The organism is Flavobacterium sp. PLA-DH12, from assembly GCF_059511845.1.
On record NZ_JCAMPD010000001.1, the window covers coordinates 35,387 to 55,232 of the forward strand.

Annotated in this window: 18 protein-coding genes; 5 read left to right on the forward strand and 13 right to left on the reverse strand. The window is 32.7% G+C overall.

Going from position 1 to position 19,846, the window contains the following annotated elements:
• Positions 1-153: 153 nt before the first annotated feature.
• On the reverse strand, positions 154-1,371 hold the full coding sequence (locus AC5ZCW_RS00175; RefSeq protein WP_496117092.1) for an MDR family MFS transporter: 1,218 nt from the start codon (positions 1,369-1,371) through the stop codon (positions 154-156).
• 99 nt (positions 1,372-1,470) lie between these two features.
• Between AC5ZCW_RS00175 and AC5ZCW_RS00180 the strand changes: the two genes are divergently transcribed.
• From AC5ZCW_RS00180 to AC5ZCW_RS00200, 5 genes are all read left to right on the forward strand, one after another.
• Positions 1,471-2,070, forward strand: coding sequence for a DUF1684 domain-containing protein (locus AC5ZCW_RS00180; RefSeq protein ID WP_496117094.1), 600 nt, complete (start codon positions 1,471-1,473; stop codon positions 2,068-2,070).
• Complete coding sequence (locus AC5ZCW_RS00185; protein ID WP_496117096.1) at positions 2,070-2,717, forward strand: TatD family hydrolase; 648 nt, start codon at positions 2,070-2,072, stop codon at positions 2,715-2,717. Before AC5ZCW_RS00180 ends, AC5ZCW_RS00185 begins: the two co-directional genes overlap by 1 nt.
• 57 nt (positions 2,718-2,774) lie before the next feature.
• A complete protein-coding gene (locus AC5ZCW_RS00190; RefSeq protein ID WP_111368980.1) occupies positions 2,775-3,488 on the forward strand; it encodes a tRNA threonylcarbamoyladenosine dehydratase in 714 nt (237 codons plus the stop codon).
• A gap of 190 nt (positions 3,489-3,678) precedes the next feature.
• Positions 3,679-4,341 carry an HAD family hydrolase gene (locus tag AC5ZCW_RS00195; RefSeq protein ID WP_496117098.1) on the forward strand — a complete coding sequence of 221 codons (663 nt, stop codon included), beginning with the start codon at positions 3,679-3,681 and terminating at the stop codon, positions 4,339-4,341.
• Between the two features lie 69 nt (positions 4,342-4,410).
• Complete coding sequence (locus AC5ZCW_RS00200; protein ID WP_343544028.1) at positions 4,411-5,253, forward strand: DUF2911 domain-containing protein; 843 nt, start codon at positions 4,411-4,413, stop codon at positions 5,251-5,253.
• 209 nt (positions 5,254-5,462) lie between these two features.
• On the opposite strand, the gene AC5ZCW_RS00205 is transcribed toward AC5ZCW_RS00200, so the two are convergent.
• The 12 genes from AC5ZCW_RS00205 to AC5ZCW_RS00260 form a co-directional block, all read right to left on the reverse strand.
• Positions 5,463-6,089 carry an MCP four helix bundle domain-containing protein gene (locus tag AC5ZCW_RS00205; RefSeq protein WP_496117100.1) on the reverse strand — a complete coding sequence of 209 codons (627 nt, stop codon included), beginning with the start codon at positions 6,087-6,089 and terminating at the stop codon, positions 5,463-5,465.
• Between the two features lie 106 nt (positions 6,090-6,195).
• The gene (locus AC5ZCW_RS00210) at positions 6,196-7,920 is read right to left on the reverse strand and encodes a sodium:solute symporter family protein (RefSeq protein WP_496117102.1); all 1,725 of its coding nucleotides are present in this window, start codon (positions 7,918-7,920) and stop codon (positions 6,196-6,198) included.
• Positions 7,921-8,033: 113 nt separating this feature from the next.
• Positions 8,034-10,565, reverse strand: a complete 2,532-nt coding sequence (locus tag AC5ZCW_RS00215) for a PIG-L family deacetylase (protein ID WP_496117104.1) — start codon at positions 10,563-10,565, stop codon at positions 8,034-8,036.
• 170 nt (positions 10,566-10,735) lie between these two features.
• Positions 10,736-12,361 carry an LVIVD repeat-containing protein gene (locus AC5ZCW_RS00220; protein WP_496117106.1) on the reverse strand — a complete coding sequence of 542 codons (1,626 nt, stop codon included), beginning with the start codon at positions 12,359-12,361 and terminating at the stop codon, positions 10,736-10,738.
• 208 nt (positions 12,362-12,569) lie between these two features.
• Entirely contained in the window at positions 12,570-13,073 is a 504-nt protein-coding gene (locus AC5ZCW_RS00225) for a hypothetical protein (protein ID WP_343544031.1), read from the reverse strand.
• A 189-nt stretch (positions 13,074-13,262) separates the two neighbouring features.
• The gene (locus AC5ZCW_RS00230; protein ID WP_496117108.1) at positions 13,263-15,095 is read right to left on the reverse strand and encodes a hypothetical protein; all 1,833 of its coding nucleotides are present in this window, start codon (positions 15,093-15,095) and stop codon (positions 13,263-13,265) included.
• A gap of 78 nt (positions 15,096-15,173) precedes the next feature.
• On the reverse strand, positions 15,174-16,274 hold the full coding sequence (locus tag AC5ZCW_RS00235; protein ID WP_496117110.1) for an AI-2E family transporter: 1,101 nt from the start codon (positions 16,272-16,274) through the stop codon (positions 15,174-15,176).
• 103 nt (positions 16,275-16,377) lie between these two features.
• Positions 16,378-16,908: a mechanosensitive ion channel domain-containing protein gene (locus AC5ZCW_RS00240; RefSeq protein WP_343544034.1), complete on the reverse strand. Its 531-nt coding sequence runs from the start codon at positions 16,906-16,908 to the stop codon at positions 16,378-16,380.
• 10 nt (positions 16,909-16,918) lie between these two features.
• Positions 16,919-17,503, reverse strand: coding sequence for a Maf-like protein (locus AC5ZCW_RS00245; RefSeq protein WP_496117112.1), 585 nt, complete (start codon positions 17,501-17,503; stop codon positions 16,919-16,921).
• A complete protein-coding gene (locus AC5ZCW_RS00250) occupies positions 17,496-18,422 on the reverse strand; it encodes a geranylgeranylglycerol-phosphate geranylgeranyltransferase (RefSeq protein WP_281632680.1) in 927 nt (308 codons plus the stop codon). Before AC5ZCW_RS00250 ends, AC5ZCW_RS00245 begins: the two co-directional genes overlap by 8 nt.
• A gap of 109 nt (positions 18,423-18,531) precedes the next feature.
• On the reverse strand, positions 18,532-19,059 hold the full coding sequence (locus AC5ZCW_RS00255; RefSeq protein ID WP_496117114.1) for a KdsC family phosphatase: 528 nt from the start codon (positions 19,057-19,059) through the stop codon (positions 18,532-18,534).
• Complete coding sequence (locus AC5ZCW_RS00260; RefSeq protein WP_496117116.1) at positions 19,043-19,804, reverse strand: Rossmann-like and DUF2520 domain-containing protein; 762 nt, start codon at positions 19,802-19,804, stop codon at positions 19,043-19,045. Before AC5ZCW_RS00260 ends, AC5ZCW_RS00255 begins: the two co-directional genes overlap by 17 nt.
• Between the last annotated feature and the right edge of the window lie 42 nt (positions 19,805-19,846).

The window sequence follows — 19,846 nt, forward strand, 5'->3', positions numbered from 1 at the left end:
AATTCAAACGTACAACTATTTTTTTAGTTACGCAACTATAAAAATAGTTATTTAACTAAAAATTAAGTTTGAATTCGTTTTAAAGCATGAAAAAGCTATTCAAATTTAATTGTAATAAATTGAATAATAATGTATTAAGAAGTTAAAATTTGTTTAGAAAGTTTTCTCTGTTAGAAGAGCGTTTTTGATCCAAATGCAGCATCCTGTTGCAAGCACACCAATGCAGGCCATAAAAAGCCAGTTGGTTTGGTAACCAAATCGGGTAATAATTTCAAAGCCGAGTTTAGAACTCACAATATGGGCAAGGCTAAAACTCATGGTATAAAGTGCCATGTAGCGTCCTTCTTGTCCACGTGGTGCTCGACTGAGGGCAAATGCGTTGGAAAACGGAAAAGTAAGAACTTCACCAATAGAAATGCAGACCATGCTTACAACCAATATTCCTGCCCAAAAATTAATGAGGAGCAAAAAGAAACTAGATGCCATTACAAAAGATCCGACTATTATAATTCTAATTTTAGGAAAAGCTTTTCGTTCCAAAAATCCAACTGTAGGCATTTCTAGAGAGAAGATTAAGAGACCATTTAAAGTCATTAAAAGACCTGTTTGAAATTCGCTTAAGCCAAATTTTTCGTTATGATATAAAGGAAGGGTGGTAAAAAGCTGAAAGAAAATCATAGCCGTAATAAAACTTACGAATAAGAAAACCCAGAAAATTCTATCATGAAAAACCGATTTTACATCGGTAGCACTTTCTGTTTTATCGTCGTGTGTGGCTTTTTTCTTTTCTTTTACCAATAAAGCGAAAATAGAGATTGAAATAATACAAGAAGCACCGTCAACCCAGAAAAGGCCAGAATATCCCATTCCCATAATAATTAAACCTCCAAGGGCTGGTCCAGCAGCAAAACCTAAATTTACAGCAAGACGAACCAACGTAAGGGCTCGTGTTCTGTTTTCTGGTTTAGCATAAGCTCCTAGAGATACAAACATAGCCGGTCTAAACATGTCGGCAATTGTCATAAGAACAAACATGGCAACACAAAGTGCCCAAAAAGTAGTAATGTACTGTACAAAGAAAAGCGAAACTCCACTCGTAAATAAACTGAAAATCATTATTTTATAAAATCCAATTTTATCAGATAATTTTCCTCCCAGCCAAGAACCCAACATTGAACCCAAACCAAAAGCAACCATAATCCATCCCACCTGATTGTACGAAAAGTGAAGATCTTCCTTTAGATATTTAGATAAGAAAGGAAGAACCATTGTCCCAGCGCGGTTGATAAAAGTAATAATGGCAAGAATCCAAACTTCTCTAGTGAAACCTCTAAAGTTGTTAATGTAGTGAGTTAAGGCGTTTTTAAGCATTTTGTGTGATAGATTATCGTCACAAAGTTAGGAAACTTTGTCTCGTTAAGTGGTTGTTGTTTTGTTACTTTTGAACTATTTTTGCAGAAAATTTCTAAGATGAAAACTATAAACGCCCTAGCCTTATTGTTGGTATTTAATTTTGCTTTTGCACAAAAAAAGTTTAGTAAGACTGATGTTCAGAAGTTTCAAAAGAAAATTAACTCCGAATATGCTGATCCTAAGACAAGTCCGCTGATGGCTGAAGATTTAAAAACTTTTAAAAGCTTAGAGTTTTTTCCTATTTCTGAAACTTATTTTGTGAATGCAACTTTGGTAAAAGCTAAAGGAGGCAAAGCTTTCGAAATGAAAACTTCAGGAACTCGTACACCAAAATATATAAAATATGGAACTTTAAATTTCAAAATAAACGGAAAAGCTTTTCAGCTTGCTGTTTATCAGAGTTTAGATCTTATAGTTCAGGAAAAATATAAAAACCATCTTTTCCTTCCTTTTTCAGATTTGACAACTGGTAAAGAGAGTTATATTGGTGGCCGTTATATTGATTTAGAAATTCCAAAAGGAAATACGATAGCAGTCGATTTCAATCAAGCATACAACCCGTATTGCGCTTATAGCTATAAGTATTCTTGTCCGCTTGTGCCACAGGAAAACGATTTAAAAATCGAAATTAAAGCTGGTGTAAAGACTTTTCATTAATGGAATATTTTAATTTTCATACACATCAATTTACCAATCAATCAGATGTTTTAGAATTGGTTAATCAGTATCCAAAAGATTTTGATGCATCGATTCCATTTTATTCCATCGGAATTCATCCATGGTATATTGATGAAAGTCGTATTGATGAAGATTTGAAAATTATTGAAGAGAAAATGCAAACCAAAAACTGTCTAGCAATAGGAGAATGTGGTTTGGACAAAAGAATTGGAGTTCCGTTTGATCTGCAAATTTCAGTTTTTGAGAAGCAATTAGAATTAGCAGAAAAATATAAGAAACCTGTAGTTATTCATTGCGTTGCCTCTTTCCAAGAAGTCATGGAAATAAAGAAAAAAATGAAGATAAATGTTCCAATGATTATTCATGGTTTTTCAAAAAATAAGCAGTTGGCGGAACAGTTAATTGCGACTGGATTTTATCTTTCATTTGGAAAATACTTACTGAAAAATCCAGATTTAAAATCGGTTTTTCAAAATGTTCCAAACGATCTTTTTTTCTTAGAGACGGATACTATTGAAGAATCGATTAAGCAAGTATACGAATTGGCTTCTGAGTATAAAGGTTTAAATTTAATAGAATTAGAAGAGGTTATTTTAAGTAATTATCGAACTGTGTTTGGATTGTAAAATGTAATTTATCAAGAAGAGTTTAAAACTTGAAACAAAAAATAATAATAAGAATATATGGCAGAATGGACAGAAAGAGCTGAGCTTTTATTTACAAAAGAAGGATTAGAAAATTTACAAAAGTCTAATGTTTTAGTCGTTGGACTAGGAGGAGTTGGATCTTTTGCAGCTGAATTTTTAGCGAGAGCTGGAGTAGGAAACATGACAATTGTAGACGGAGATGTTGTAGATATTACTAACATTAACCGTCAATTGCCAGCTTTGCATTCAACGGTTGGTCAGCCAAAAATCAAAATTGTAGGTGATCGTTTAATGGATATTAATCCAGAATTAAATCTAACTCGTGTTCAGGAATTTCTTTCTCCAGAACGTGCTTTCGAGATTGTTTCTCCAGAATTTGACTATGTTTTGGATTGCATTGATAGTATTACTCCAAAATTAAATCTGATTATTGCCGCGAAACGCAAAAGAGTAAAAATTATTAGCAGTATGGGAGCTGGCGGAAAAATGTTGGCTTCAAAAGTAAAAGTAGCAGATATTTCAAAAACAATTAATTGCTATTTCTCTAAAACAATTCGCAAGCGTTTAAAAGAAGTAAAAATCAACAAACTGAAAGTGGTATTTTCTTCTGAGATTCAAGACGAAAAAAGCTTAAAATTAACAGATGGTAAAAACTTCAAAAAGTCATTCTACGGAACAAACAGCTACATGCCAGGATTATTTGGTTTGCATGCTGCCGAAACGGTGATTAGATATTTACTTAAAAAATAAAGGTTCTAAGATACTAAGATTCTAAGGTGCTAAGGTTTTTATAGCTGAAGCATTGAATCTTATTTTCTTGAACTTAAAAAAAGAGAATTCAAAAGAACTTTGTCAAAGTTTAAAACTTTGACAAAGTTAAACAGACAAAAGAGAAACCTTAGAGCCTTTGACTCTTAGAACCTTAGCACCTTAAAAAAAAATGATTAAAACAGTAATTTTTGATATGGATGGGGTAATCGTAGACACGGAACCCGTTCATCGTTATGCCTATTATTTACAATTTTCTGAATTGAATATTGAAGTTCCTGAAGAAATGTATACCACATTTACAGGATTTTCGACTCGAAATACATTTCAGACTTTAAAGAGTTATTTTCCGACGGTAGAACAGGAAGTTGAAGATTTGATTCAGAGAAAAAGAACAATTTTTAATGATGCTTTTGACACTAAGGAAGATTTATACCTTTTAGATGGTGTAGAAGATTTAATTAAAGATTTGTACAGCAACGGAATACAGTTAATTTTAGCTTCTTCGGCTTCAAAAGTCACTATCGATCGCGTTTTTACTAGATTTAACCTTCATCAGTATTTTACCGATATTGTAAGCGGAGAAGATTTTCCGCAGTCAAAGCCTAATCCAGCGATATTTATTCATGCAGCTTCTTTGTCAATCGCACCAAAAGAAGAATGCATAATTATTGAAGATAGTACAAATGGAGTTAAAGCAGCAAAAGGAGCTGGGATTTATTGTGTAGGATATAAGAGCGAGCATTCTCATCTTCAAGATTTGTCTGAAGCTGATTTAGTTATAGAACATTTTAACGAGCTAAATGCTGAAAAAATATCACAGCTAAAGGGTTGAATTATAGAAAATTTAACATTTGTTCCCTGATTGAATTTGTAAATTTGAATAAAAATAAAACTTAAAATAATGAAGAAACTACTTATTGCTTTAGCCCTGATCTTAGGACCATTAGCATCAGAAGCACAAGTAAAAACGCCACAAGCAAGTCCAAAAGGATATATTAAACAAACTGTTGGTTTAACCGACGTTGAAGTTACCTATTCAAGACCAGGAGCAAGAGGAAGAGCTGTGTTCGGAAATTTAGTTCCGTTTGGAAAATTATGGAGAACTGGAGCTAATGAAAATACTATCATTAACTTTAGTGATGATGTAATCATTGACGGAAAGACGCTAAAGAAAGGAAAATATGCAATTTATACAGTGCCTAGAATCGAAAGCTGGGATATCATTTTTTATCTTTCTACCGACAACTGGGGATTACCAGAAAATTGGAGCGATTCTTACGTAGCTTTAAAAACGACAGTAAAAGAAGAAGCGTTGCCAACTCCTGTTGAGACATTCACAATTGGTATTAATGGTTTAGATCCAAATTTTGGTTATTTAGATATTGCTTGGGAAAATTCTCATGTAGCTTTAAAATTTGAAGTTCCAACTGCTAAAATTGCTGTAGCAAGTATCGATAAAGCATTGGCTGGTCCAACATGGAATGACTATTTCGCAGCTTCTCAATATTTATTCCAATCAAACGGAAATATAGAAACTGCAAGAAATTATGTAGACAAAGCTCTTGATATGAGCTCAGACAAACCGTATTATGTATCAAGATTAAAAGCATTAATTCAAGCAAAACAAGGTGACAAAAAAGGAGCGATCGAAACAGCAAAAGCTTCTTTGGCATCTGCCGAAGCTGCAAACAATGCAGATTACGTAAAATTGAATAAAGATAGTATCGCTGAGTGGAGCAGATAATAATTCTTTGAATTATCAAATTCCAATTTTATAAAAATTTTAAAATTCCAAAGCTTTCGGGTTTTGGAATTTTTTTTGTTCTTTTTTAACCGCAAAGAGCGCAAGATTTTTTTGACTTGTTATGTTTTAACGCAAAGTTCGCAAAGCTGTATTAAATAAACTTTGTGAACTTTGCGTAATCTCTTGCGTCCTTTGCGGTTAAATGAGTTTTAATTCAAACTTGGAGGTTCAGGAATTTTTACTGTTTTTTTGATTTTCTTTATTAAAAGATAAAAAGTTATTCCGCCCAAAATAATAAGTAAGGCAATCTGAAGCTGGCCAAGTATATTGTTTCTGCTATACATAGCGTTCGCAATGGCAAGTTTAGCTTTTCCTTCTTCAATCTGAATGTTAGAAAGAGATTCAAGTGTTTTTAAAGCTTCAGCACTAGAATTGGCTATTTTGTCCCAATTTTTGTTTTCAACCTGTTTGTTTATTTCTTTACAGGAAAGTAAAAATGCATCAAAGTATTGTTTCTCCTTATTTGTTAAAACTGTTTTAGCATACAAATCATCAATATTATGAATAATGTTTAGCGTATGAATAATTTCATCTTTTTTAATAACATCGCTTAAATTTAGTTTTTCAGCTTCTGCCTTTATAAAATGAAGTTCTTTTGAATATTGAAAAATATAATGCGCCACAACCAATCTATCTTTATAGATCGCATTGATGTTATCATTTACGTTTTTGGAATTTCGGAGTGTATTAAAGTTGCCAAGTAAAATAATCAGCATCACGATTAGCAGAATAAAAGCAGCTTTGGTTTTGCTGCTGTATTTTTTGTGGTCTTTCATAATGATGATTAATTTGAAGTTAAAAAAGTAAAAATCTTATTTTAGTAATTAGAATTTACTAAAATAAGATTTTTGCTTAGAATAATTTCAGACTCAGAGAATATTCTTAGTCTAAAACTAACTCATTATCATCTGGTTTTCCTCTAAAAAATAAAAACTGCAATAAAAGCGCTAATACAATTGTCAAGATTGCACCAATAAAATTCAGCCATAGATAACCTAGTTTTTCTTGACTGTAAATCATAAAATAATAGATTACAAAAATGGTAAGCTGACTTATAATCGCACTAATAAACATTGGTTTTGCTTGAACTTTCTTAGTATAGAAAGCTACAAGAAATATTCCTAAAACAGTTCCGTAGAAGATAGAACCAATAATATTTACGAGCTGAATTAAATTTTCAAATAATGTTCCAACACAAGCAAAAAGTATGGCTACAATTCCCCAGAAAAGAGTAAAAAACTTAGTAACATGCAGATAATGTTTCTCTGATTTTTCTTCTTTTTGATTTCGTTTGTAAATATCAATTGCAGTTGTAGAAGCCAAGGCAGTTAATCCGGAAGCAGTAGAAGACATGGCTGCTGATAGGATTACGGCCAATAGCAATCCGATTAGACCTTTAGGCAAATAATGCAGAATGAAATGAAAGAATACATAATCTTTATCATTTGTTTCCGAATTACTATCGGCTCTCGAAATAATTTCTTTTGCTTTATCTCGAAGATCTTTTTCTTTATTTGATAATGCTACTAATTCTTTACGTAAAATGGGATTGTCATAATCCTGATTTAACTGGTCGATGTATAATAAATTGATAACCTTTTTATCTTCTGAAAGTTTTACCAATTTTTCTTCTAAAACATGGTATTCCTGCTTGTAAGGAGACTTTTCAATGGCTATTTTATTGTTGGGATTGAAATTTAGCGGAACAGGATTGAATTGAAAAAAAACAAAAACCATAACTCCTGTTAAAAGAATAAAGAACTGCATCGGTACTTTCAATAATCCATTCATGATTAATCCCATTTGACTTTCACGAACTGATTTTCCAGACAAATAACGTCCCACTTGAGATTGATCTGTACCAAAATAGGCTAGGGCCAAAAAGAAACCTCCAGTAATACCACTCCAAAAAGTATATTTTTCTTCGGGGTCAAAAGAAAAATCTACAATATTCATTTTATCATTTGCTCCAGCGATATGCAAAGCACTATTGAAAGTCATATCGTTTGGAAGATAGTGCAGAATTAGGAAAAAAGTAATGAACATTCCAGACATAATGACAAACATCTGTTGTTTCTGAGTTACGTTTACTGCTTTTGTACCACCAGAAAAAGTATAGATAATTACCATAACTCCAATAATGATGTTCATAATAGTTAAATTCCATCCTAGAAGTGCAGACAAAATAATAGCTGGAGCGTAAATGGTTAAACCAGTTCCTAAACCTCTTTGAACTAGAAATAAAATTGCAGCAAGCGAACGCGTTTTAACATCAAATCGTCGCTCTAAAAATTCGTATGCCGTAAAAACTTTACTTTTATGATATAGCGGAATAAAAGTCAAACAAATGACAATCATGGCAATTGGTAGACCAAAATAAAACTGAACAAAACCCATTCCGTCATGATAGGCTTGTCCAGGTGTAGATAAAAACGTAATTGCACTGGCTTGTGTTGCCATTACAGAAAGTCCAACAGTATACCAAGGTGTTTCGTTGTTTCCTAAAATGAAATCTTCTACGTTTTTACTTCCTCGGGTTTTCCAAGATCCGTATCCAACAATAAATAATAAAGTGACAATAAGTACGATCCAGTCAAATAGCTGCATAGGTTATGAGTATAATTGCATGATTAAGAAAAAGATAGCAATATAGATTGCATTAGCTACTAAAACGTAAGTATAGCTTTTTTTCCATTTTTTTGTTTTTTTGGCTTCCATATTTATTGCTTTATATCTTGTTTAGGAGCTTCAATTGGCTGTTTTAGAGAAATAATATTCGATAATAATCGATACGCTCCAGAAACACCTTCTGGCAATTCTCTAAAGAAACTCAAACCGGTGTAAATGTAGTATCCTTTCCCATACGGAGCAACTAATAAAGCGCCATCTTTAGCAGATTCTCCCTTGTCGTGAGACGAAATAATAGGAGTGAAGGCAGGATCATATTCGTTTGGATAATATAAACCTTGCTCTTGTGTCCATCCTTGAAAATCTTTTTCAGAGATTTTATTAGGAGTATTTAAAACAGGATGATTTGGCGCTAAGAAAGTAATCTTGGCATTTTCTTCTGTTACACGATCATTAGATAATTTTAACGGATATGGTGCAATTTTATCAGTAACTAGTTTTCCGTTTGTATTATATTGCACAATCATATTTTTACCGCTTTTTACAAAATTGAAAAGTATATTTTGCTTGTTTGCCAAAGCATTTACGGTATTATAAGCACGAATTCCAGTAATAACGGTGCTGAACGAATCTAGTTTTTGAGGCGTAATTTCTTCTGGTTTTAAAATAGAAACTTTGTATCCCATTTGCGTTAAACTTTCTGGAACTTCGTCTCCAGCACCCATAATATAGGCAATCGCATCTCCAGAAGTTTTCAAATCAATTCTAATACATTTTGATTCTGCAGGTTTTAAAACCATTTGTTTGGTAATATGAGGAAACTCAATAATTGTTTGGTCTTTGTCAAATCGTTTTCCGTCTACAATTGCAACACTTTTTGCAGTAACTTCTTCTGGATTTACAGGAGGCGTTACTTCAAAATAAAAGATTTGTTCAGTGCCCTTTGTGTCTAAAGCAAAAGGAATTTCTTTTGGTGAAACAGTCCAGCTTTTTGGTAATTCTAATTGCAGATTTCCTTTAACATTGTCTTTTCCAGCGCGAACTTTCACCGGAATCATTTTACTTTTGGTATCTCTAAAAATCAAAACTCTTTCTAAGATTGAAGTGGTAACTTCTGGAACAATATCAAGAAAGTTATACATTTCGCCTTTTACGCCGTCATTGTATTTATAGACAACGGTGCGCTCAAACGGAATTTCGATATCGTTGATTTTTACATTAAAAATCACTTTCGTATCTCTTATAATATCGGGAATGCCAATATTTTCTTGATTAGAAACGGTATACATTCCAACAGTAGCCTTCTCTTTTAGCCAATATGGCTGTGTGTATTCAATGTTGCTAGGAAGCTGTAATTGCAGATTAATTTTGTTATAGTTATTGTTTTTTAAAACAATGTTTTGAGTTGTAGTTTTAAGATCTGGAAGTGTAGTTACACTCATTAATTCCATTTCTACAGAACATCTGTTAATAGCTTCTAAACTTAATTTAATTGTACTTCCCGGAGTTGCTTCTTGTTCATTGGCAACAGCTTCAAGATACAAACCAGAACAAGATGCGATGATGTTTTTTATAGATGCTGATTTAATCTCTTTCCAGTGTGCATCATCTAGAGCTTGAATCATTGAATAAGCTTTTACTAAATCTGGAATACTTGCAGAAGGATGACTGAAATCGTATTTTGAGATAATCGAAGAAATTAAATCGCCAACTGGTTTTCCGTTTTTAACGCGGTTCCAGCTTGTATCGATTCCGTCAAATAAATTGTCACGTTCTTTTGGAGTTTCACCATTGATTAATTCTAAATATTCGGTTTCTTCACCACGAACACCTGTACTTCCGAAACCTTGTGATTGATGACGGCTTCGGCTTAAAGCTGCAATTTCTTGATTCGATTTTCCAATTCCTGTGTAGTAAACACCAGTTTCCAGCTTTGTAAATTTAGATTTATTGGCTGCGTCAAATTTTTCTTGGCTTCCATAAAACCACCAAGACGGATTAAAAAACTGACGTTTTACCTGCCAAGGCGAAACGAATTTTAATTGTTCTGGATAAACTTTCGGGTCATTTGTTAATTTGAAACTTTCAACACTTAACATTGCAGAAGAAGTATGATGTCCATGTGTTGTACCTGGAGATCGGTGATCAAAACGATTGATGATAATATCTGGTTGGAATTTTCTGATTGTCCAAACTACATCGGCAAGGACTTTATCTTTGTCCCAAATATCTAGAGTTTCGTCTGGATTCTTAGAAAAACCAAAGTCGTTTGCTCTTGAGAAAAACTGTTCTCCGCCATCTATTTTTCGTGCTTCGATTAATTCCTGGGTTCTTATAACACCAAGTAATTCTCGTAATTGTGGACCAATTAAGTTTTGCCCTCCATCTCCACGAGTCAATGACAAGTAGCCTGTTCTAGCATTCATATCATTGGCTAAATAAGAAATCATTCTGGTATTTTCATCATCAGGATGTGCGGCAATATACAAGACAGAACCTAAAAAGTTTAACTTTTTGATTTGATTGTAAATTTCAACTGAATTTGGTTTTTGTGGCTGCTGTGCAAATGAAACCTGAAAACCGATAAAAAATAAAAGAAAGATTTGAATCTGTATTTTTCGCATGGTAAATGTTAGGTGTTTTTTGAAATCATTTCAAAAATAGTAATTATTTTATGTAAGATTATTTAAATGAATTGTTAACGCTCAATAATTATACCTTTCTTTAAAACGATCAAACAAAAAAAGCTGTTAGAATTAAATCTAACAGCTTTTATATAAATGTTTTGAATGATTTATTTTAATTTATTCTCGGTGTCTTTATAAGTACCTGTAATCGTTACATTACTTCCTTTGGTAACTTTTCCGTAAATAGTGATAGAAGAATTGCTTCCAATAAAATTAATTTTTGCACCACTATTTAATCTTAAATCCCCCCAAATTACAACAGAACCTTCAACTTGTAAAAGTGCATTACTATTAATAACTAACTCTGTTGGATTAGATTGCTGATATTTACCTTGAGACAAACTTCCAGTCATGTTGAAAGTACCGCCACTGTTTAAAGTCAGATTATTTTGAACCGTAATTGAACCACAATGTGTTAAAACAGCACCAGAATTAATAATTGCCGAATTAATAGCAGTTGCTCCTTGGTATGATTTTATGTCGTTAGAATTTAAAATTAAATCTTTACCTTGATTGTATACAATGTAAGAGGTGCAATTTGCAAAAGTTCCATTTGGTTTTTCCATTTTAATAATTTTCAAACCACCTGTTCCGCTTGCAACATAGATATAATTTCCGCTTGATTTTACATAGTTTGATGAACCTGCAATTCCTACAGAACCTAATAAATTAAGTTGTGTTGAAGATTGGTAAACATTTAAGCCAAGAGCTCCGTTTGCTACAAAAGCATAACCATCATTAAAAGATACAGCATTTGTTACATTATCTTCTCCAGCTGTTGCAATTGCAATGCTTTGCAATTTAGAACCGCTGTTGATATCGTATACGCCAAGACCGTTTGGACCTTCAGAAACAAAAAGTTTTGTACCGTCGATATCCATTGTTCGTTTCGCACCACTTACATCAGTTGAAGTTGTAAAGCTTTTTTGTAAAGCAAGAGTAGATTGATTGTAAATATTAACGCCTTTCGTTCCGCTTAAAGTGACTACTTTGTCGCTTGTTAAGGCAATAGAGCGTAAATCGGCTACAGTAGCTTTTCCAGTAATTTCTTTAGTAGAGTTGCTTAGTTTGAATAAACTTCCGTTATCTCCAGTTACAGCAAAATAATTAGAGGTATTAGCGGCAACATCTGTTGTAACTCTATTTTCTAAATAATTTGTTTTGAATTTATCAGTAAGCATTCCAGAACTTAACTCCATGTTAAGAACAATAGCTGGATTTGTAGTAAGAAGCGGATCTTTGTCTACATCTTTTGCTGCCCCAATAATTAAATTTGATCCAGAGAAAGTTAGAGATGTAATGTCTGTATTAGGAATTAAAGCCGATGTAACTAATTTTGGTTTATAAGGATCTGAAACATCAATTACGTCAATTGCTCCAGAATAAGCATCGCCTCTCATAATATAAGAAACATAAGCATAATTTCCGTTTACCGTAACATGGCTGGCTTGTAGTGTTCTTCCGTTAGCATCAACTGGCGGTTTAACTTCGGCAATTTGAACTAGAGGAAAAGAAGTGTTGGCTGTCTCTGCAGATTTCCCTGTCAACGAACCATTTTCGATCGAAATTACTCCTGAATTAGTCAAGTCTAACCTTTGATTTAAAGTAGATTGATCAGAAGTAATAGTAATGTTATTTGACGACTGTCCGTCATTTTTGTTGTCATTATTATCGTCACATCCTATTAATAGTGACATTGCTAAAAATGAAAGCAAATAAACATTCTTTCTCATAAAATTTTAATTTGGGTTTTGAAAATTCGGTGCAAATATATATCATAATCACATTAAACAAAGGTTAATTTTGTTAAAACTCCCTGTTTTACAATGATTTATATACAAATTACAAATTTTTAACAAAACTTCAAAGTTAAATTATCAAAAAAAAAGAGAGCATCAATTAATTGATACTCTCTTGAGCTGATTACTAATAATTTAGCAATTATCTTCTTCCATGTCCGTGATCGTGGTGATCATCATGATCGTGGCGATCGTGTTTGTCATGGTGTTTATCATGTTTGTCATAATGTTTGTAGTCTCTACGATCGTTATATCCATATACTGGTCTCGGTCTGTATGGTCTTTGTGCAACTCCATGGTATCCTTTATAGTATTTTACTCTATGACGATCAAAGTATGTATAAGGAGTTCTTCCGTGATAGTCTGTCAAAACTACTTTATAACCACCATATAGATCATAGTTTCTATATTGTCTTGGTAAGTAAGTTGTTCTTACCCATCTTCCACCTCCGAAATAGATAAATTGAGAAGCACGAACATCGTAATAAGCTTCAATATCTGGAAGATAATAATATTCCATATCTGTATATCCTGCAGGTCCCCAAGCTGGTGGGTTTCCTATATTCACGTTTATCGATACTTGGGCTTGCGTGGCGTTTGCAACCATTAGAAATAATCCGGCGATTGCTAATTTTATCGTTTTCATCTTTTTTGTTTTTTTTAAATGTTAATCTTGAATAGGGATATTCATATACTGTGCCAAAAAAATAAAAGAGATGTATTTTGTCGAATAAAAATGCATTTCATCGAGTAAAATAAAAGTGTATATTGCTTAAGTATTTGATTTATAGTGTTTTTTTTATGCTTGAAAGTTTCGTAAAAAAAAATAAAAAAATTACTTGTAATTGACTACCCTTGGTTTTGCCAACTCAAAAGTTTGGAGTCCGTAATCGGTAGTTTCAAAAGTATTAGTTTTGAAAACATTGTCTCCCTGCTGCGGAATACTTGGATAATAGGACAACGAAAGCTGGAATGAACTGAAAACCAAATAGTCATTGCTAATTAATAATCCCACAGTAAGTTTAGAATAGGGTTTACTCTTAGTCATCGCCATTTCCGGACTTCCTAATACTGCAATGGAATAATTGAAAAATGGATTTAAACGAAACCCAAGTAATGCATGTGGAGAATACGTTTGTGTTTGTAAGGATAAAACAGCCTTGCTGGTTCCGTACAAATAACTATTAAATCCAGGAATTCCATTATCTTCATTTATGTTTAATTGATCTCCAATTATATCATCTCGATTTATTCCAATTACAAGTTTTGGATTTACGAATTGTCTAATTTTCCAATTTCCGATACTGTATAACTTTGTAAAATAGTTAGACTCAAACAAAAATGAGGTTTGATAGGTTTTGGATTGATGAAAGAAAGTGCCAGCTTCAAAATTCATACTTAAAAAGCCTAAACGATAATAATTTCCAAAAGAGAATTGAGCCCCGACATAAGGCCGCCAAAAAGTGTTTTTATATTGATATCCAAAAGTAACACCATATATTCGCCCAATTGGGACGTCTTCTGTCTGCCCGTTCCTAAAAATATAGCTGTCTTTGATAAATTTTCTTGTGTTTAGACCAATTCCGCTGAGAATGAGCTTTTCAGAAGAATAAAAATGATTCGGATCATAAAGTTCAGAAGGCGATTCGCTATAATTTACATTCAAAAAACGTGCTGTTGTAATCAAATTAGTTATGGCATGATTGCTATCTTCATACATTTTAAAAGCATGTCCCGCCCAAACATCTTGCGAAGTATATTTTTTTGGCTGATAAGCAAATGTCGAATCTGGAGCTTGAAGCGTGTCTTTTCTAAAGCTTTCGTCAATATAAAATCCGCCCGCCCATTTAGTCAAAGGAGAGTAGAAGTCTCGTTCAATATCTATACTTTTAATATAGTTATTATCCAAATCCATATTGTAATGAAAGACTGTACCGATATAAGTATTTTTAATATTTGGAACTGTATAAGTTGCTTCATTACCATTTCGGCCATCGTCAAAGCGATTAGTGAAACGATATTCCAATTGTTGTCCAGTTCCAAAAAAGTCTTTTTCCTTAAAACCAATTGACATTTGATTGCTAGAAATCGAAAATCTTGGAATAGTGCTCCATGAATCTAAAACACGAATCGTAACGTCTACAGAATCTGAAGCTTGCCCAACTGACTGATTCGAAATTCTAACCGCTGTAACATAACGTTGAGCACGAATTAAACGCTCAGACTCTAGAACTTTATAAGTATTGTAAGGAGTATTTTTCTTAAAGAGCAATAAATTATAAATAGCTATTTTCTTTGTTTTTAAGTGAAGTCTATTACCCATTCTTTCTCCCCAATTTTTAGGAATTTGAGTAGTATCGGCAACAGAATATCCAAAAGGATCTAAAGTGATAATATTGATTTTTCGAATAATCTTTCCATCATAATTTGTAGAATCAATGGGAACAAGCAATTCGTCTTTTTTCTTCGATTTTTTAGACCTAAAGAATAATTTATGCATAGCCTGCGTAAATTTATTTTTCTTAGAATAATTTCTGATTTTAGTGTAAATCTCCGTTGTGTCTTTCTCTTTTTTAGGTTCTTTTTTATTTTGATCTACCTGCGCATATCCGCTTTGCAAACAGAAGCAAAGTAAAATAAAAAACAGTATTTTTTTAGTTAGAGACATTCGGTAGTTTTCTTCTAATAATTTTAAACTTTATGAATTTAAGGAATAAATAAATGCTATGCTAGCATAACGCTTTTTTTAATTTTCTGTTGTAATTTTTCTCTTTCTCCAGACAAATTTTCTCGGAACATGGTTTCCCATCAAGTAACCCCAAGCTGAAAGCGAGTCAATTCGATCAAAAATAATTTTCAAAATAGCCAAAAGAGGGATGGCTAAAAACATTCCAGCAATTCCGGCAGCAGCTCCTCCAACAATAATTCCCATGATCGACACAAAGGCATTAATTTCTACTTTAGAATTAATAATTAATGGCACAAGCAGATTATTATCGATAAACTGAACAATTATATTCACAATAAGAATTCCGAGAATTACTGAAATTTCTCCAGACCCTGTCAGTGAAGCTAAAACGGTAATAACGCCGGCAATAAAAATTCCAATATAAGGAATCAGGTTCAAAATTCCTGTAATTAATCCGAGCAGGATAAAATACTTTACACCAATAATCCATAAACCTAGACTAGTCAATACCGAAACAACAATCATTTCCATAATTAAGCTTACAATATAATTGTTGATGGAAACTTTTATCTGTGACAAAATATCCTGCAGTACAGCGTGGTTTTCCTGTTTTATTAATTTGGCAAAAAACAATTTGAAATGCTCTTTATAAATCAAAAACAAAAAGGTATAAATAATCATAATGGTACTGTCTAAAAGAACATCACTTATCGAAATTATAAAAGATCCTAATTGAGCCTGACCTGTTTTTACAGAATCTTTTGTAACAGAATCCAGATATTTTTTCTGTTCTCCAATACTTACCTGAAAATTTTCTCTTATAAATTTATGAATTTCGATTATAAACGAGTTTGCATTTTTCTTTATTGTTTCAAAATCATTTGCCATGTAAGTGACTTGGTACGAGATAAAAACCAAAATTCCGACCACAATAGAAATAAAAATTGCAAGACAGACTATAGCGGCGAGATGTCTCGGAAATTTAAGTTTGGTCTTTAGAAAAGTAAAAATCGGAAGCAGTAGAACAGCAAATAAAAATGCCATTAAAATGGGGGTAAGAATATCTTTTCCGATGCAAAAAATGAATGCAAAACAAATTAAAGTAACAAGAATAAAAGATAGTTTTGCATAAAATGGTAATGTTATAGGCCGAGTCATTTTGTATTTTATTTAGCTGAATTTATAAAACAAATATTACACTTTATTTGTTTTTTTCTGTTCTAGCTTTTTTGCTGCCCGTTATAAAATTCCCATTAGAATTTTAGTCGAAAAACTCGCGCTCCTCGTACTTTGCAGGAATGATGGAAATTCCTTTTTGAAGTAATAGATTGTTTGGAAAAACTATTTTTTCTCCTTCTTTTGTTTTTAAACTGACATGAAAGGTATTAATGTCTTCGATTTCAGCTTCAATAGGAAAATCTTTATCATGAATTTTAATGGTGTCTCCAATCCTAAAAGGAAAAGAGAAAAACAGAACCATTCCTGAAGTAATATTGCTCAAAATAGACCATTGTGCAAACATGGCAACTCCAATTACAGTTGCAATAGAAGAAATAGTAATAAATATATCTTCTGTTTGAACTCCCCAGATTATGATCAAAATGGTTACAAGAAGTATATTCATTAAAATATTAATATACTTGATCACTAGATTGGTACGATGTTCAAATAATTGGCTTGTAGCCGCAAAACGCCTTATTAGTTTAGCAATTATTATACGTAATACAATTAAAACCCCAATAAGAATGATTGTTGCGATTATTTCTCGGCTATACTCTTTAAAAGAAAACATAAATAAATTTTTACACTAAAGTAGTCAAAAATTCGTAAACTTTGGCTGTCGGAAGCCCCATTACATTGGTATAAGAGCCTTCTACTTTTGCAACTGCCATAAAACCAAACCATTCCTGAATTCCGTATGCACCAGCTTTATCATAAGGTTTGTAGTTTTCAATATAATATAGAATAGCTTCGTCTGATAAATCATTAAAAGTTACTTTGGTAATATCATGTAGAAGAGTAGAGGAGTCAGCTGTTTTAAAACAAACAGAAGTAATTACTTCATGCGTTGCATTAGACATTGATTTTATCATTGCAAAAGCCTCTTCAGCATTTTTTGGCTTTCCTAAAGCTTTATTTTGGTACCAAACAATGGTGTCGCTTGTAACCAAGATTTCATTTTCTTTCAATTCTCCTTCAAAAGCATTTGCCTTTAATTCAGCAAGATAATCGGTAATTTCTGCGGCTTTTAGTTCTGGCGGATAAATTTCTTCAACGTCTTTTAAACGAATTTCAAAATGAAGATCTAAATCCTTAAAAAATTGCTGTCTGCGAGGCGAACCCGAAGCTAAAATGATTTTATATTTTTTTAATTTTTCTTTAAGCATTGTATTTGATATTTAAGGCAATAACCAAGATTGATAAAATTCCGAAGAACAAAATAAGTTTCAGGATAGTGCTTAAATGATGAAAATCTTTTTGAGATTTTGCACTAAATATTTTGACAATAAAATAAAGCAAAGGCGCTAAAACAGTTGCAAAAGCATAAAATACAGCTATATATAGCTTGTTTTGCATGAAGTAAGTATTGCAGTAAAGTCCTGATAAAATAAAAGAAATTATAGCAAAACCTAATGCTATTTTTGCAGCTCTGTTAACCCCAATTGCAACTGGTAATGTATTCAGTCCCATATTATAATCGCCATTTACATCTTCAATGTCTTTTACAATTTCACGAATAAAATTAATCATAAAAGCAAAAAGGGCATAATCTGTTAAAATAGAAAAAAGACTAGCCATTTGTGCCTGATTTTCGCTCGTCGTAGCCGGAAAAAGATCAAAAACTCCTATAATCAAAACGCTTACAGCCAAAAGCAATGCTACAACAAAATTGCCTAAAATCATGATTTGTTTTAGAGTTGTCGCATAAAAATATAAAAGCGATGCGATTAAAATAAAAAGCGATGCAAAAGTCGGTCTCATGATAATATTTGACAGAATAAAACCAATTGCTACCCCAGATATATTTAAACCTATATAAATATTATAAGCTGCAGTTTCTGTAATTCCTTTGCCTACAACAACGTCATTTGGTTTGTTGATGGTATCTGTTCCTACGTCATAAATATTATTAATAACATAACCTGCCGCGGCAAGCAATACAGTGCTTAAAACTAGTAATCCGTATTGCCAGTCAGCTAATGCCAAAGGAACTTGCTGCTGTTTTAGAAAAGCATAGCGAAAAAGCAGCTGCATGAAAGCAAGCATTAAAAGGTTTTTATAACGAATGAGTTTGAGGAATTTCATTTTTTCTAAGGTTCTGAGATACTAAGGTACTAAGGGGCTAAGTTTTTGTTGAACTGAATATTATGAGAAAAAAACATTCACAATTCACAATTAATAATTTACAATTAAATTAATCGTGTTGTCCGTTAAAGTATTCCATCCATTTCCCTTGCACTTTCATCACTTGCTCTATAACGTCTCTTGCGGCGCCACGTCCGCCTTTTACGTGCGAAATGTATCGACAGATATTTTTAATTTCTGGACTCGCATCTTGAGGGCAGGTAGGAAGTCCGACCAGTTTCATGACATGAAAATCAGGAATATCGTCTCCCATGTATAATACATTTTCAGGCTTAATATTGTTGCTTTCGCAGTAAGCATTAAAAGTTTTTACTTTATCAGGAGCTGCTAAATGAATGTCAGAGATACCTAGATTGCGAAGGCGAATGCGTACACCTTCATTGCTTCCGCCAGAAATAATGCACACATGATAACCGCTTTCGATAGCTGCTTTCATCGCAAAACCATCACGAATATTCATTGTTCTTAACATTTCGCCTTCATTGGTTACAAAAACAGAACTGTCTGTAAGTACGCCGTCTACATCAAAAACAAAGGTTGTGATGTCATTCATTATTTCTTTATAACTTTTTGCCATTATGCTGTATAGATTGTGTTAGGATTTTATAGATATTTTTTTTGTTTTCGTCTTGTAAAAAAGCCAGATGCGTGTTAATTGTATTTGAATCATGGCGAATTGCCGGTCCAGTTTGGGCATCAATTGGATCGAGTGTGTTGATTTTATCAGCAGTTTCCTGAATTAGAGGCCTTAAAACTGCAAAAGGGACTTGATTTTCTTCACAGACTTCTTGTCCGATTTGGTACAAGTGGTTTGTAAAATTGCTCACAAAAACGGCTGCTACATGAAGCGCTTTACGCTGTTCCGAACTAATAGAATAAACTGCTGTAGAAATGCTTTTTGCAACGGTTTCCAAAAGCTTAAAATCGGCTGTGTTTTCTGCTTCTAGACAAAAAGGGATAATAGAATAATTTAATTCTTTATTTTTAGAAAATGTCTGAAGTGGATAAAAAACACCGCGTCGGTTTTTCGGATTTAAGAGTTCAATTGAGGATGTTCCTGAGGTATGAACCACCAGCTGATTATTAAATGGCAGTTGTTCTGAAACTTCTGTTATAGCATTGTCTGAAACTGAAATTATATGTAAATCAGCTGATTGTAATTGACTGTAATCCGTAACTATTTTTTCAGAATCAATTAAGTGAAGTAAACTCTCTTTCTTTCTTGAAAAAACCTGTTTAATTTCAACAATTTTGCTGGCAGAAAAAGCCTTTATCAAATGCTGTGCAACATTGCCGGAACCGATTATTGTTATCTGAATCATGAAAGCAAAATTAGTATTATTTTTTTAATGCAGGAGACTATT